We start from the raw sequence: 14,920 nt of genomic DNA on the forward strand, positions 1-14,920 counted from the left end.
AAGGATCAGCCATGACCAGCCCCAGCAAGTCCAGACAGATCAAGCTCGGCGCCTTTCTGCCCGGCGGCGGCCAACATGTCGCGGCCTGGCGCCATCCGGACTCGCCGGCCGACGGCGCGACCAATTTCGAGTTCCACAGAAAGCTCGCGCTGACCGCCGAGCGTGGCCTGTTCGATGCCTATTTCCTCGCCGACAATCTGACCGTCGGTCTCGGCGCCCGCGAGGGCGGCAACGCCAAGATCGCCGGTTTCGAGCCGGTGACGCTGTTTGCGGCGCTGGCGCCGTTCACCACCCATATCGGCTTCATCGCTACTGCTTCGACGACCTATGAGGAGCCTTACACGCTCGCCCGCAAATTCGCTTCGCTCGACCTTCTGTCGAACGGCAGAGCCGGCTGGAACGTCGTGACCTCGGCGGGCGACGATACGGCGCGCAATTTCAACCGCGACGTCCAGCCCAACCATGCGGAGCGCTATGCGCGGGCGCATGAGCATGTCGAGACCGTCAAGGCGCTGTGGGATAGCTGGGAAGACGACGCTTTCATCCGCGACAAGAAGACCGGCCGCTTCTACGACAAGGACAGACTGCACGACATCAACCACAAGGGCGAGCATTTCAGCGTCAAAGGGCCGCTCAACGTGCCGCGTCCGGTGCAAGGGCATCCCGTGGTGGTGCAGGCCGGTCAATCCGAGGACGGGCGCGGGCTTGCGGCCGCTTCGGCCGAGGTGATCTTCACCGCACACCAGAATCTAGCCTCCGCGCGGGAATTCTATCGCGACATCAAGGCGCGCGTGGCGGCGGCCGGCCGCGATCCGGCGCAGGTGCTGATCATGCCCGGCGTGGCCCCCTTCGTTGGTCGCACGGAAGAGCAAGCCCGCGCCAAATACCGGCAGTTGAACGACCTGATCCTGCCGGAAGATGGCGTCGCCCTGCTCAACGCGCTTGCCGGCCAGACGCTCGACCTCAGGGACTATCCGCTCGACGGTCCCTTGCCACCGAGCAAGGAGACCGAAGGCATGAAGAGCCGGCAGGCGCTGATCCGCCAGATCGCCGACGAGCATAATTTTACGATCCGCCAGCTCTATCAATGGGTCGCGACCGCGCGCGGCCATTACACGGTGATCGGCAGCGCCACACAGGTCGCCGACCAGCTGGAAGAGTGGTTCACCAGCGAAGCCGCTGACGGCTTCAACATCCTGCCGCCCTGGCTGCCAGGCGCGCTCGACGACTTCGTCGACCTGGTGATCCCCGAACTGCAGCGCCGCGGCCTGTTCCGCACTGCCTATGAAGGCAGGACGCTGCGCGAGAATCTCGGTCTCAGGCGACCGCAGAATCCGTGGACGGTCGCGCGTTCGACCGTGCTCGCGGCCGAATGATCCTCTGAAGACGAAAGGCAAGACGATGACTTTGCAGCACATCGAACGCCCGGTCGGCATCAGCGGGCATGAGGGCGGCAATGGCTTCGGGACGGAGGCCTTGCGGCTGGCCGGCCGGACCTCGGCGCATATCCTGTCGCGCTATGGCGTGCTGCTCGGCTTCCTGGCGCTCTGGCAGGTGGCGGCAAGCAGCGGCTGGGTCAATACGGCGGTGCTGCCGCCGATCGACACTGTTGTTGCAGCACTCTGGAAGGGGCTGGCCGGAGGCAGCCTGCTCGGCGACATCGCTATCAGCCTGCAACGCGCCGGTCTCGCTTTCGCGGCGGCGGTCGTCGTCGCTATCCCGCTCGGCCTGGTGATGGGCCAGGTGCGCGCCGTGGAAACCGCGCTCGACCCGATCCTGCAGCTCTTCCGCCAAACCTCGGCGCTGGCGCTCTATCCGGTGTTCATCCTGCTTTTGGGACTGGGAGAAGCATCCAAGGTGTTCGTCATCTTCTGGGCGACGCTGTTTCCGCTGCTGCTCAACACCATCAGCGGCGTCAAGGAGGTCGACCCGAAGCTGCTCGAAATGGCGCGCGTCTATGGCGCCCGGCGGCTCACCATTTTCCGCCGTGTCGTGCTGCCGGGAGCCGTGCCCTCGATCTTCGTCGGCTTGAGGCTCGGCGCCACCACTGCGCTGTTGCTGCTGATCGCCTCGGAGATGATCGGCGCCAACAAGGGCATCGGCTTCCAGGTGATGAATGCCCAATACAACTTCCAGATCCCGCTGATGTTCGCGGCGATCGTTATCCTTGCGGCGCTCGGCCTGATCGCCAACCAGGCGCTGGTCAGCCTGCAGCGGCGGCTCTGCCGCTGGAGCAACACCGTCGGCTAAGCAGCCAATCTTTCACTTCTCATTCCTGAAAACCATGAAAGGCCGGACCATGACCATCACACGCCGTTCGCTTCTCCTGCGTGCCCCGCTTGCCGCCGGCATCCTTGCCGTAGGCCTGCCTTCGATCGCACGCTCGCAAGCGGCTTCCGTCAAAATCCGTTTTCTCGCCAGCCGCGGCAGCATCTCCCCGCATGAGCTCGCCGACGAGCTCGGCTATTTCAAAGGCCTCGGCATCGAGCTCGAGAATGTCGGCTATGCGGCGGGCGGGCCGGAATCGCTGTTCGCGCTGGCCTCCGGCAGCGTCGATCTGGGCTCGGCCGCAACGCCGGCCGTGATCAACTCGATCGCCGGCGGCAACGACTTCGTCGCCGCCTACCCGAGCAACGGCATCAACAGCCAAGTGAAAAGCGTCTTCTATGTGCTGGAGGACAGCCCGATCAAATCGATCGCCGACATCGCCGGCAAGACGATCTCGGTCAACACGCTGGGCGCCCATCTCGACTACACGGTGCGCGAGGCGCTGCACGGCATCGGCCTGCCGCCGGACGCGGCCAAGCTCGTCGTGGTGCCCGGGCCGCAGCTCGAGCAGACGTTGCGCTCGCATCAGGTCGACGTCGCGGGCCTCGGCTACTGGCAGGCTACCTTCGCCGGCCAGCTGGTCAGCAATGGCGGCGTGCGGGGCGTCTTCAACGACACCGATGTGCTCGGCGAGATCGCCGGCGGTTTCGTGGTGCTGCGACGGGACTTCATTGCCGCCAACCCGGACGCTGCCCGCAACTTCGTCGAGCAGTCCGCGCGCGCCGCGGACTGGTCGCGGCAGAATCCCGACGAGGCGCGCAAGCTGCTAGCCGACGTCCTGAACAAACGCGGCGAGAACGGCGATCTGGCGCGCTACTGGACCGGCTTCGGCCTGCGCGAAAAGGCAGCGGTGACGAACCGCGACGTCGACTTCTGGGTGAACATTCTCGAGCGGGACGGTCGTCTGCCGAAGGGCAAGCTCAAGGCAGCCGACATCCTCTACCGCCCGGGCGAAACCAAAACCAACTGACCACGGAGACCCATGCCATGGCTACGCCAAGCGGCGGCGAGGTCACGATACGCGACCTGTCGAAATCCTTCGCACTCGGCGGGCGCCAGCTCGCCGTGCTGCGCTCGCTCAATCTCGACATCCGCTCCGGCGAATGCCTGGTCATCGTCGGCGCCAGCGGCTCCGGCAAGACGACGCTGCTGCGCATCCTCGCCGGGCTGGAGCGGGCCGACGGCGGCGCTGTCGCCATCGACGGCAGAGAGATCGACGGCGTCGGCGCAGAGCGGGCGGTGATCTTCCAGGAGCCACGCCTGCTGCCTTGGCTGACCGTGCTCGGCAATGTCGCCTTCGGCCTCGAGGTGCGCGGCGTGTCCAAGGCGGATGCCGAGAAACGCGCGCGGTTCTATATCGCGCTGGTCGGCCTGGCTGAGTTCGCCGACGCCTATCCGCGGCAGCTCTCGGGCGGCATGGCGCAGCGCGTCGGTATCGCGCGGGCGCTGACGGTGCAGCCGGAAATCCTGCTGCTCGACGAGCCGCTCGGCGCGCTTGACGCCATGACCAAGATCTCCATGCAGGAAGAACTGGCGCGCATCTGGAGCGAGGAGAACGTCACCATGGTCGTGGTCACCCACGACCTGGAAGAGGCGATCTACCTCGCCGATAGGGTGCTGATCCTGCCCAAGGAGAAGGGCGGCGCGGCAAGGCTGATCGATGTCGATCTTCCGCGTCCGCGCGACCGCAGCGAAAGCCGCTTCGTGCGCTACCGCGAGGAACTGCTGCGCGAGTTCGGCCTGCATTAAGGGATAGTGCGCAGGCTTCAGCTGTCGCCGGCCGGGTCGCTGTTCAGCGCATCCCGCAGCGCCTGGACCTGCCGGTTCAGGGCATCGAGCTCAGCCAGCGTCATACCCGAGCGCTCGATCAGGGTCTCGTTCAGGCAATTGCACCGGACCAACAGCGCGCGTCCCGCCGCGGTCAGGTCGACCTGCACCTGACGCTCGTCGGTTCGGCTGCGCTGGCGCGTGACCAGTCCGGCCTGTTCCATTCGCTTCACCAGCGGCGTGATCGTGCTCGATTCCAGGGCGAGCCGGTGCGCGATGCTGCCCACCGACATGCCGTCCGCCTCGCCAAGCGCGTTGAGCACGAGATATTGCGGATAGGTGATGCCCATTTCGTCCAACATCGGTTTGTAGGTACGATTGATTGTCATGCTGGTGGCGTAAAGCGTGAAACAGAGCTGATTGTCCAAGGGAAGAGGCACGGCACGATCCTTTTGCCGACTGAGCACCGATTATGTACCACGGAAAATGTTATCGTGATATATATTTTTATGGACAAGCGAGCTCGATCGCATTACGCATATCATTATCGCGATATTATTTATTGCGAAAATTTCAAAGGAGATGGAGATGACTGAAGCTTCGCAGACCAAGATCGGCAGCGGCACGATCACCACGAAGGACGGAACGCAGATCTTCTACAAGGACTGGGGGACCGGTCAGCCGATCGTCTTCCACCATGGCTGGCCGCTGAGCAGCGACGACTGGGACGCCCAGATGCTGTTCTTCCTGTCGAAAGGCTACCGCGTCATCGCGCATGACCGCCGCGGCCACGGCCGTTCGACCCAGACCGACATCGGCAACGAGATGGACACCTATGCCGCCGACGTGGCGGCGCTGACCGCGCATCTCGACCTCAAGGACGCCATCCATGTCGGGCATTCGACCGGCGGCGGCGAGGTGGCGCGCTATGTCGCGCAGTACGGTTCCGGCGGTCGCGTGGCCAAGGCTGTGCTGATCGGCGCCGTGCCGCCGATCATGCTCAAGACCGATGCCAATCCCGGCGGCCTGCCGATCGAGGTGTTCGATGGCTTCCGTTCCGCCCAGGCAGCCAACCGCGCCCAGTTCTTCCGCGACGTTCCGGCCGGTCCGTTCTACGGCTTCAACCGCCCGGGCGCTGTGGTGTCGCAGGGGATCATCGACAATTGGTGGCGCCAGGGCATGATGGGCGGCACCAAGGCGCATTACGACTGCATCAAGGCCTTCTCGGAAACCGACTTCACCGAGGACCTGAAGAAGATCGACGTGCCGGTGCTGGTCATGCATGGCGACGACGACCAGATCGTGCCGATCGCCGACTCCGCGCTGCTGTCGATCAAGCTGCTCAAGAAGGGCGAGCTCAAGGTCTACAAGGGCTTCCCGCACGGCATGGCGACGACCCATGCGGATGTCATCAACGCCGACCTGTTGGCCTTCTTCAAGGCCTAGAATCGTCCAGTTGGATAGACAAGGCACCCGCCGTCCGGCGGGTGCTCTTGTACTTTCATCGACATGCCCGCGAACAGTGCCTATCTGGCGAGAAAACCAGTGATCAGCTTGACGGTGGCGTTGGGGTTTTCCTCCATGATCCAATGACCGGAGTTGGGCACGATGCCGCCCGTGACATCGGTCGCAACAAGCCGCAAGATATCGGCCTGCGTGGTGCCGGCGGATTTTTCCCCGCCAACAGCCAGCACCGGCATGGTCAGTTTGCCGCCAGCGGCGAGCATCGCCTGGTTGTCGATCGCGTCCTGGTCAAAGGCCTTGAACTGCTCGAAAGCGTCATGCATCGCATGCGGGCGTGCGTAGAGTTTGGCATAGTGCTTGCGCGTGGCCTCATCGATCTTCTTCGGGTCGGCCGACAGTTCGTTGTAGAAGCGGTCGAGATAGATGCGCTCGCGCCCCGCGACCAGCCGCTCCATATCCGGGCCACGGAAGTTGAAGTGCCAAAGCAGCGGGCTTTGCTTGATCTTTTCCCAGTCACCGATTCCGGGCAGCGGTGCATCGATGATGACCCATTTGGTGATGCGCTTGGGATATTGCGCGGCAAGCGCATAGCCGACCATGTTGCCGATGTCGTGCGTGACCAGATCTGCCTTGTCGATCTTCAGGGCATCTAACACGCCGGCGATGTCGACGGCTTGGTTCTTCTTGGTGTAGCCCGCTTCAGGGTGAGCGGACAGACCCATGCCGCGCAGGTCGGGCACGATGACAGTATGGTCCTTTGCGAGCACCGCCGCCGCCGCGCCCCACATGTCTCCGGTATCGGCAAAGCCGTGCAGCAGCACGACCGCGGGACCTTTGCCGCCAACGCGCACATGGAGGCTCGTGCCGTTGGTTTCGACGGACCGCGTCTTGAAACCCGGCGGAAAAGCAATGATGCGTGCCGTAGCCGGCAAGGTTAGAAGAAGCACGCCCAACACGGCCAACACGATCTTGCGCATATCATTCTCCAGAGCCATTGAGTTATCTGCGGCAGCGTCGCCCGCGCACGCGTTTCGAACACTAGAGCAGTTCATGGTTTCACGGAAACGCTGAACTGCTCTAACTATTTGTTTTTAAGCAATTCCGGACGGAAAACCGTTACACACTTTTCCTGGATTGCTCTAACAGGCTTTTCACCTGGCGTATGGGGAGGAAACGATAAGGGCGCGGCAGCTGTCACGCCCGTATTCGAGTTCTGAAGATCGGCGGTTTTTTAACTGGCCGCCGCCTGCGCCTTCCTTGCTTCCCTCATGTTCGGCAGGAATACCGTCAGCAGGCCGAGGAAGGGCAGGTAGGAACAGATCTGGTAGACGAAGTCGATGCCCTTCATGTCGGCGATGACGCCGAGCACCGCGGCGGCGATGCCGCCCATGCCGAAGGCGAAGCCGAAGAAGATGCCGGCAATCATGCCGACGCGGCCGGGGACCAGCTCCTGCGCGAAAACGACGATGTTGGAGAAGGCCGATGACAGGATGAGGCCGATCAGCACGGTGAGCACCATCGTCCATTCCAGGTTGGCATAGGGGAGCGCCAGCGTGAACGGCAGCACGCCGACGATCGAGAACCAGATCATCGCCTTCTGTCCATAGCGGTCGCCGAACGGGCCGCCGAGCAGGATGCCGAGCGCCGAGGCGCCGAGGAACAGGAACAGCATCACCTGCGACATCTGCACCGAAACGCCGAACTTATGGATGGCGTAGAAGGTGTAGTAGCTGGAGAGCGAGGCGATATAGGCGTTCTTGGTCAGCACCAGCAGCGTCAGCACCGCCAACGCCCACATGACCCTCTTGCGCGGGAAGGGTGAGACGTGGGCCGCCTGCTTGCGGGTGGCCATCGAGGCGCGCAGCCGGCTGTACCAGCCGCCGACCTGCCACAGAACGACGATGCCGACCAGCGAGCCGACGGCGAACCAGGAAATGCTGGTCTGGCCGAACGGCACGACGATGAAGGCGGCGAGCAGCGGGCCCATCGCCTGGCCGAAATTGCCGCCGACCTGGAACAGCGACTGCGCCAGGCCGAAGCGGCCGCCGGAGGCGAAGCGGGCGATGCGCGAGGATTCCGGATGGAAGATCGCCGAGCCGATGCCGATCAGCGAGGCGCCGATCAGGAGCAGCCAGTAATGGCCGGCGTGAGCGAGCACCACCAGCCCGACCAGCGACGAGACCATGCCCCAAGGCAGGGAATAGGGCATCGGCCGCTTGTCGGTGACCATGCCGATCACCGGCTGCAGCAGCGAGGCCGTCACCTGGAAGGTGAAGGTCAAAAGACCGATCTGCCAGAAATCGAGACCGTAATTGTCCTTGAGCAGCGGATAGATGGCCGAAAGCAGCGACTGCATGATGTCGTTGACGCAGTGGCAGAAGCTCACCGCAAGAATGACGGTGAAGGCCGTCGCTTGCGCCGAGGGGTGGCTGGCCGGCGCCGGGGTAGCGACGGCGATGGCGTTCGTATCGGTCAAGGCAATGCTCCGTGGTCTTTTTGGCGGCGAACCGCAGGCAGCCTTATAGAACGCTTGTCAGGTTACTTCTTTCGTGGTTTGGTCCAATAGTTTCGCAAGTGGGCCACATCCCATGCCGCACGGCCGGGAAATCTTCAGGGGTGACGCCGCCGAGCTTGGCCGGCTGCACGAAAGCCGCTGGCAATGGCTGGAGCAGGCGGTCGGGCCGGCGGTCGCGCTGCCGACCGAATATCCGGACGGCTACCACGTGCCGCGGCATCGCCACAACCGCAGCCAGCTGCTGCACGCGCTGGTCGGCGTGGTGCTGGTCACGACGAAGCATGGCCGCTGGATGGTGCCGCCCGACCATGCGATGTGGATACCGGCCGGCATCGAACACTCGGTCGAGATGCTGGGCGACGTCTCGATGCGCTCGGTCTATGTCATGCCGGATGCTATTGCCGGCCTGCCGGGGGGCCTACGCGTCGTCGGCATTACCGAGCTGATGCACAGCCTGATCGTGGAATCGGAGAAGCTGCCACAGGGCGGCGAGCTCGAAGGGCGCGCCGGGCTGATCATGGGGCTCTTGCTGCACGAGATCCCAAACCTGCCGGAACGGCCGCTCGGCCTGCCTTTCCCGTCGGACCCGAAGCTCGCGGCGCTCTGCCGGCGCTTCGTGGCGGCACCTTCGCCACATGCGACGATCGACGAATGGGTGGATGCCGCGGGCATGAGCCGGCGCTCCTTCACCCGCGCTTTCCATCGTCAGACCGGCCTGTCGCTGTCGACCTGGCGCCAGCAGGCCTGCCTGTTCGCAGCACTTCCCAGGCTTGCCGACGGCGAGCCGATCACCAGGGTGGCGCTGGATCTCGGTTACGACAGCGTGCCGGCCTTCATCACCATGTTCAAGCGCATGTTAGGCGCCTCGCCGCGCGGATATATGCGCGGCGCGCGCGACGCGGGCGAAGGCATAAAGCGACTGACCGGTTCGACGCAGGCCAGCAGCGCCGCGGTTTAATCGAACAGGCTGGAGACCGATTCCTCGGTAGCGGTTCGCGAGATCGCCTCGCCCATCAGGTCGGCGATCGAGATGACGCGGATGTTGGGCGCATCGAGCACGGCCTGGCTCGGCTGGATGGAATCGGTGATCACCAGTTCCTGCAGTTTCGAACCGGCGATGCGGGCAACGGCGCCGCCTGAGAGCACGCCATGGGTGATGTAGGCAGTGACGCTGGTGGCGCCGTTGGCGAGCAGCGCTTCCGCCGCGTTGCAGAGCGTGCCGCCCGAATCGACGATGTCGTCGATCAAGAGGCAATCCTTGCCGGCGACGGCGCCGATGATGTTCATGACCTCGGATTCGCCAGGGCGCTCGCGGCGCTTGTCGACGATGGCCAGCTGCGCGTCGAAGCGTTTTGCCAGCGCGCGCGCCCGCACCACGCCGCCGATGTCGGGCGACACAACGACGACATTGCCGAGCTGCTTGTATTTCGCCTTCACGTCGCGGGCCATCACCGGCACCGAGAAAAGATTGTCGGTCGGGATGTCGAAGAAGCCCTGGATCTGGCCGGCATGCAGGTCGAGCGTCAGCACGCGGTCGGCGCCGGCGCGGGTGATCATGTTGGCGACGAGCTTGGCCGAGATCGGCGTGCGGCCGGAGGCGCGGCGATCCTGCCTGGCGTAGCCGAAATACGGGATCACCGCCGTGATGCGCCGGGCGGAGGAGCGCATGAAGGCGTCCATCATGATGAGCAGCTCCATCAGATGGTCGTTGGTCGGATAAGAGGTCGACTGCAGGATGAAGACATCCTCGCCGCGCACGTTTTCCTGGATCTCGACGAAGATCTCCTGATCGGCGAAGCGCCTGACGCTGGCCTTACCCAGCGGGATGTTTAGATAGCGAGCGACCGCTTCGGCCAGCACCCTGTTGGAATTGCCCGCGAAAAGCTTCATGCACCGTTCCTGGCGAAGGATAGAGAGACCGGACAGACTCTCATGAGCCTTTTATGCGGGCTTTTAGCGGCCCACGCCGGTATTGCAAGCCTCGTGATCGGGAAACCTGCGACAAGGCGCAACAAAGGCCGTCGGCATCGCAAGCCGGCAACACAGTAGATCGCGCCAGATCTCTGTTTTTTCGCAATACCGGACGGAAAACCGCTTCGCACTTTTCCTGGACTTGCTCTAGCCGGCGCCACCGCTGCCGAGCCAGGCGGTGAACTGGTCGATCGTCTGATCGGCGATCGCCTGCATGGTCGCCGGTGCCACCGCCGGCCAGCCTTCGCCGCTGCCGATGGAAGGCGCCTTCTGCTGGCCGTTGATGCGATGCAGGCGGTTGCCCGACGGGTCGTAGACGTCCCAGACATAGATGACGGTGGTGTCCTTGCCTTCGGACATCGTCGAAAAATAGCCCTTCAGCACATGCGTTGCCGTCTGGTCGGTGCTGCCGACAAGAGTGACGCCGCGCTGCCTTGCGCGCGCCTGCAGTTCCGCCGTCAGCGGTGCTGCCGCTTCCACGGAGGCGCCGACGATCGGCGCCACCTGCAGCCGGGTCTTGGCGATAGCGGCGGTCTGAGCCGGCGTGGCGAGTGTCGAAGCCGCCGCCGTCGCCGTGGGGGCAGGCGAGGTCGTGGTCGGGGAGGTGGTGGCCGATGTGCCCTGCGTAGCCGGCAAAGCCTGGGCCGAATTCGCCGGCGGCTTGACGGCGGAAGGATCGAGGACATCCTTGGCGTTGGTGCAAGCGGTAAGCGCCAGCGCCGCAAGCAATGACACGGTCGTCACCTGCGATCGTCTCATTTGCCCGAAACTCCCTGGTGGCGAACGTCCCCGCGTGAACCAACCATTATGGATTCACTGCACGATCAAGTCGAGATCATGGCGGGAGAGCGGCTTCGGCGCCGATTCCGTGGTGAGATAAGTGCGGCCGAGCGTCATCGCCGTCTCGGTTTCCGAGTCCATGATGATCATGTGGGCGAACAGCGTCATGTTGGGCGCGATCGGTTCCGGATTGCCCTGGTAGAACATCGGCATGTCCATCCAGGATGGCGTGAAGCGGGCGCCGAGCGAATAGCCGCAGGCGTTCAGCCGGTGCTTGGTCAGGTTGTGCGCCTCGAGCGTGCGGGCATGCGCGTCGAAGACGTCGCCGAAGGTGTTGCCCGGCGTCATCGCCTTCTCGACCGCAAGCAGGGCCGCACGCGCGGCGTCGAACAGTTCCTGATGACGCTTCGAGACCTTGCCGGTCAAAACGGTGCGCATCATCGCTGCGTGATAGTGATGGAAGACGCCCGCCCATTCGAGCGTCAGCTGGTCGTTCTTGGTAAGCTTGCGGCGTCCGGCCTTGTAGCGGCAGAGCAGGGCATCGGCGCCGGAGCCGATGATGAATTCGTTGGCGGGATAGTCGCCGCCGCCGGCGAAAATCGCTCCCTGCATGGCGGCGAGGATCAGCGCTTCGTCGCCGCCTTGCTTGATCAGCGGCAAGGCGGCGTCGAGCGCATCGTCGGCGAGGCTTGCGGCTTTTTCGGCCTTGGCGACCTCGGCCGGACTCTTGAAAAGGCGCAGCCGGCCGACGATGCCGGAGGCATCGGCGATCTGGCCGAAGGTCTGCAACTGCTCATCCACGCGGCGGCCATTATAGGCGGTCAGCCCATGAGTGTCGTATTCGACGCCGATGCGGGCGCCGAGCAGATCGAGGTCATTGAGCAGATTGCGCAGGTCGATCGCCGGATTGGCGCCGTCGCGATCGGTCCAAAGCTCGATGTTGTCGATGGTCGAGGTGTGGCGCGCCTGCCTCAGATCGGCCGAGCGGGTGAGCAGCACCATCGAGCCGTCGGCCTTCACCACCAGGCACTGGAAGAAGCAGAAGCCGAAGGTGTCGTAGCCGGTCAGCCAGTACATGCTCTCCTGCGCGAACAGGAGCACGGCGTCGAGCTTCTTCTCGGCCATTTCGATCAGCAGCCGATCGCGCCGCGCGTCGAATTCCGAACGTTCGAAATGCAGCGCCATTACTCTTTCTCCAGAACGATTGCCGAAACCTGGCGCCCGTAATCCGCTTCCTTGCGGTGGATGGTGCGCCGGTAGGAATAGAAAAGATCTTCTTCCGCATAGGTGCAGCGGCCGAGCCCTTCGGCGGTCACGCCGGCGTCCCGCAGCCGGTCGACCGTATATTGGTTGAGGTCGAACATCGAGTGGCCGGGATTCAAAGACCGGTTGAAATAGCGTTGATTGGAGACGTCAGCCTCGACGAAGCGGGCGACGAATTCGGGTCCGACCTCGTAGTTGTCGGGGCCGATGGAGGGACCGAGCACGGCCATGATACGGTCCCGACGGGCGCCGAGAGCTTCCATCGCGGCAACGGTGTTTTCGAGCACGCCGGTGAAGGCGCCTTTCCAGCCGGCATGGGCCGCGCCGACGACACGGGCCTCGGCGTCGGCGAACAGGACCGGCCCGCAATCGGCCGTCGAGGCGCCGACAGCAATGCCTGGCCGGTCGGTGACGACGGCGTCGGCCTTGGGGCGAGGGCCTGCGAAAGGTTCCCTGACGATGACGACGTCGGGGGAATGGACCTGGTGCGCGGTGAGCAGGTGATCCGCTGGCACGCCCATCCAGTCGGCGACGCGGCGACGGTTCTCGGCGACCAGCGTCTGGTCGTCACTCGAGCCGGTGCCGATGTTGAGGCCCTGGTAGATGCCGCTGGAGACGCCGCCGATGCGGGTAAAGTAACCGTGACGGATGCCTTGCGCCTTCTCCAGAAGGGGCGAGCGTACTGGATCGGGTCTGGTCTGATTCAGCATGGATGGGTTTGTTGTCCGCGCGGGCGATTTCGTCAAGGTGAAGTTCGGGGCGAGTGGGAGAAGTCCGGCAATTGGCCGGACCAGCTTGCACGGGGTGCCTGCCGATGTCAGCCGGTTTTCGCCGCGGGCAGGATCTTCATCACCTTGAACAGCTCGCCCATCGCATCGGGCCCGGCGAGTCGTTCGACCGCGTCGGAAATCGCCTGCCGCTCGCCGTCGTCGACATTGGCGCCGAGCGCGCCGGCGCGCTCGAGCAGCCCCATGCCGAGCAGGAACTCGCCCTGCGTGGTCAGTTCCACGTCGAGGCCGTGCGCGCGGGCGCTTGCGGACAGGGCCGCGAAGTCCACATGGGCGGTGAGGTCTGCCTCGCCGGGATTGGCCAGCACGTCTTCGTGTTCGTGCCTGCGCAGGGCCTGCAATGTGTCGCCGAGGCCGGGCACAAGATGGCCATAGTCGATGAACAGTCCGGCGCCGCCATGGCCGGCGACGCGCTCGGCTATCGCCGACATCAGCGCCGCGCGGGCCGGCGCCACCTCGGCGATTGCGCCCTGCGGCGCGTCGGCAGCGCCCGGCGGCAATAGCGCCGGGTCGACGGAACCGGCGCCGGCGAAGAAACGGAGATTGTCGGCGTCGTCGAGGCCGACCATGCGCTCGCGCCAACCGGTGCCGACATAGACGAACTGGCGAATCGGCACCGCGTCGAACAGCTCGTTGCCGACGATGAAAAGCGGCCGTCGGGGCAGCGTGTCGATGGTCTGGTGCCAGGCGAGGGCCGTGCTCTGGCCGGCAAGTGTGGCCCTCTGGACTTCGGCCAGGCGCGGACTGGTCTCGATCATGGCAAAGGACGCGCCGGCGGCAAGTGCGGAATCGAGCCGCGACCAGGTGCGCAGCATGTCCTTCATCAGCGTGCCGCGGCCGGGGCCGATTTCGGCGAAGGTGGCGGGGAGCGGCCGGCCGGCGCGCTGCCAGGCCTGGTAAAGCCAGACGGCGACAAGCTCGCCGAACATCTGGCTGATTTCCGGCGCTGTGACGAAATCGCCGGCGGCGCCGAAGGGTTCGCGCGTCGTGTAATAGCCGTCCTTGGGGTCGAACAGGCAGAGCGCCATGTATTCGCTGACCGGGATCGGCCCCACGGCGCCGATCAGGTCGACAATGCGCTTCCTCAGCCGAGTCATGCCGCCTGCGGCTTCGTCATCGGCTTAGCCGTCGCCATGGCCCAGATGCCGGCAAGCACCATCGGTGTGGACAGGATCATGCCCATGGTCAGCCAATTGGTGCCGAGCAGATAGCCGAGCTGCTGGTCGGGTTCGCGGAAGAACTCGACGAAGATGCGTGACAGGCCATAGCCGCAGATGAAGGCGCCGCCGACGAAACGCGCCGTCCTCAACTTCAGCCGCGAGTGGGTGAGGAAGCGCAGCACCAGGAACAGCACGAGGCCTTCGAGCAGCGCCTCATAGAGCTGGCTGGGATGGCGGGTGAATGGGCCGCCATTGGGAAATTCGATCGCCCAAGGCACGTCCGAAGGCCTGCCCCAGAGTTCCGAATTGATGAAGTTGGCGACGCGCACCAGCCCGAGGCCGACCGGCACGCCGGCCGCGACCACGTCGAACAGCGTCCAGGTGTGGATGCCGCGCTTGAGCGAGAACAAGGTCATGGCGAGGATGACGCCGAGCAGCCCACCGTGGAATGACATGCCGCCCTGCCAGACGGCAAAGATGTCGAGCGGATGCGCGATATAGCGCGGGAGATCGTAAAAGAGCACATAGCCGGTACGCCCGCCGAGCACCACGCCGATCGCCGCCCAGACGATGAAGTCGTCGAGGTCCTCGGGCTTCATCGGCAACTTGCCGTCCGGCCAGAGGCTGGCGTTGGTGACGAGCCGCTTGGCGTACCACCAGGCAAAGAGAATGCCGACGATGTAGCCGACGCCATACCAATGCACCGCCAGCGGTCCGATATTGACGATGACCGGATCGATGTTGGGAAACGGCAGGGAGGCCAGCGGCAGCAGGAAATATTCGCTCAAACTGGGTCTCCCGATTGCGGTCGTCTATCGGGCGCGGACCATGCGGCAGGGTTTTGGCGGGGTCAAGGCAGGCTGCGCTTGCATTCCGCGTCGCGC

General features: G+C 64.5%; 15 protein-coding genes. 6 read left to right on the forward strand and 9 right to left on the reverse strand.

Annotated features, from left to right (window positions below; all coding sequences use genetic code 11):
* The first annotated feature begins 11 nt into the window (after positions 1 to 11).
* Genes EJ071_RS16365 through EJ071_RS16380 form a run of 4 tightly spaced genes read left to right on the forward strand, consistent with a single transcriptional unit; the run spans position 12 to position 4,077 of the window.
* Entirely contained in the window at positions 12 to 1,376 is a 1,365-nt protein-coding gene (locus EJ071_RS16365; RefSeq protein ID WP_126098767.1) for an LLM class flavin-dependent oxidoreductase, read from the forward strand.
* A 25-nt stretch (positions 1,377 to 1,401) separates the two neighbouring features.
* Positions 1,402 to 2,250, forward strand: coding sequence for an ABC transporter permease (locus EJ071_RS16370; RefSeq protein WP_126098768.1), 849 nt, complete (start codon positions 1,402 to 1,404; stop codon positions 2,248 to 2,250).
* Positions 2,251 to 2,299: 49 nt separating this feature from the next.
* Positions 2,300 to 3,298 (forward strand): ABC transporter substrate-binding protein, encoded by a 999-nt coding sequence (locus tag EJ071_RS16375; protein WP_126098769.1) that lies wholly within the window; start codon positions 2,300 to 2,302, stop codon positions 3,296 to 3,298.
* A gap of 17 nt (positions 3,299 to 3,315) precedes the next feature.
* Positions 3,316 to 4,077, forward strand: coding sequence for an ABC transporter ATP-binding protein (locus EJ071_RS16380; protein WP_126098770.1), 762 nt, complete (start codon positions 3,316 to 3,318; stop codon positions 4,075 to 4,077).
* Positions 4,078 to 4,094: 17 nt separating this feature from the next.
* Here the strand turns inward: EJ071_RS16380 and EJ071_RS16385 are convergent, their stop codons facing one another.
* On the reverse strand, positions 4,095 to 4,535 hold the full coding sequence (locus EJ071_RS16385; protein ID WP_126102616.1) for a MarR family transcriptional regulator: 441 nt from the start codon (positions 4,533 to 4,535) through the stop codon (positions 4,095 to 4,097).
* A 148-nt stretch (positions 4,536 to 4,683) separates the two neighbouring features.
* Here EJ071_RS16385 and EJ071_RS16390 point away from each other — a divergent pair, with 148 nt between their 5' ends.
* Positions 4,684 to 5,541, forward strand: coding sequence for an alpha/beta hydrolase (locus EJ071_RS16390; protein ID WP_126098771.1), 858 nt, complete (start codon positions 4,684 to 4,686; stop codon positions 5,539 to 5,541).
* An 80-nt stretch (positions 5,542 to 5,621) separates the two neighbouring features.
* Here the strand turns inward: EJ071_RS16390 and EJ071_RS16395 are convergent, their stop codons facing one another.
* Both EJ071_RS16395 and EJ071_RS16400 read right to left on the reverse strand, forming a co-directional pair.
* Complete coding sequence (locus EJ071_RS16395; protein ID WP_126098772.1) at positions 5,622 to 6,536, reverse strand: alpha/beta hydrolase; 915 nt, start codon at positions 6,534 to 6,536, stop codon at positions 5,622 to 5,624.
* Positions 6,537 to 6,790: 254 nt separating this feature from the next.
* Positions 6,791 to 8,035, reverse strand: coding sequence for an MFS transporter (locus EJ071_RS16400; protein WP_189521495.1), 1,245 nt, complete (start codon positions 8,033 to 8,035; stop codon positions 6,791 to 6,793).
* A gap of 112 nt (positions 8,036 to 8,147) precedes the next feature.
* Here EJ071_RS16400 and EJ071_RS16405 point away from each other — a divergent pair, with 112 nt between their 5' ends.
* Positions 8,148 to 9,032 (forward strand): helix-turn-helix transcriptional regulator, encoded by an 885-nt coding sequence (locus EJ071_RS16405; RefSeq protein WP_126098774.1) that lies wholly within the window; start codon positions 8,148 to 8,150, stop codon positions 9,030 to 9,032.
* On the opposite strand, the gene EJ071_RS16410 is transcribed toward EJ071_RS16405, so the two are convergent.
* The 6 genes from EJ071_RS16410 to lgt all read right to left on the reverse strand — a co-directional run bounded on the left by EJ071_RS16410 (position 9,029) and on the right by lgt (position 14,824).
* Positions 9,029 to 9,964 carry a ribose-phosphate pyrophosphokinase gene (locus EJ071_RS16410; protein WP_059188918.1) on the reverse strand — a complete coding sequence of 312 codons (936 nt, stop codon included), beginning with the start codon at positions 9,962 to 9,964 and terminating at the stop codon, positions 9,029 to 9,031. The two genes, EJ071_RS16405 and EJ071_RS16410, sit on opposite strands and share 4 nt — an antisense overlap.
* Before the next feature lie 228 nt (positions 9,965 to 10,192).
* Positions 10,193 to 10,804: a hypothetical protein gene (locus EJ071_RS16415; RefSeq protein ID WP_126098775.1), complete on the reverse strand. Its 612-nt coding sequence runs from the start codon at positions 10,802 to 10,804 to the stop codon at positions 10,193 to 10,195.
* A 54-nt stretch (positions 10,805 to 10,858) separates the two neighbouring features.
* Positions 10,859 to 12,010: a Xaa-Pro peptidase family protein gene (locus EJ071_RS16420; protein ID WP_126098776.1), complete on the reverse strand. Its 1,152-nt coding sequence runs from the start codon at positions 12,008 to 12,010 to the stop codon at positions 10,859 to 10,861.
* Complete coding sequence (pgeF, locus tag EJ071_RS16425) at positions 12,010 to 12,798, reverse strand: peptidoglycan editing factor PgeF (RefSeq protein ID WP_126098777.1); 789 nt, start codon at positions 12,796 to 12,798, stop codon at positions 12,010 to 12,012. Before pgeF ends, EJ071_RS16420 begins: the two co-directional genes overlap by 1 nt.
* Before the next feature lie 107 nt (positions 12,799 to 12,905).
* The gene (locus tag EJ071_RS16430) at positions 12,906 to 13,973 is read right to left on the reverse strand and encodes a class I SAM-dependent methyltransferase (RefSeq protein ID WP_126098778.1); all 1,068 of its coding nucleotides are present in this window, start codon (positions 13,971 to 13,973) and stop codon (positions 12,906 to 12,908) included.
* Entirely contained in the window at positions 13,970 to 14,824 is an 855-nt protein-coding gene (gene lgt / locus EJ071_RS16435; protein ID WP_126098779.1) for a prolipoprotein diacylglyceryl transferase, read from the reverse strand. The genes EJ071_RS16430 and lgt overlap by 4 nt, the downstream gene beginning before the upstream one ends.
* Positions 14,825 to 14,920: the final 96 nt, after the last annotated feature.

The organism is Mesorhizobium sp. M1B.F.Ca.ET.045.04.1.1 (genome assembly GCF_003952465.1).
Classification (GTDB): Bacteria; Pseudomonadota; Alphaproteobacteria; order Rhizobiales; family Rhizobiaceae; genus Mesorhizobium; species Mesorhizobium shonense.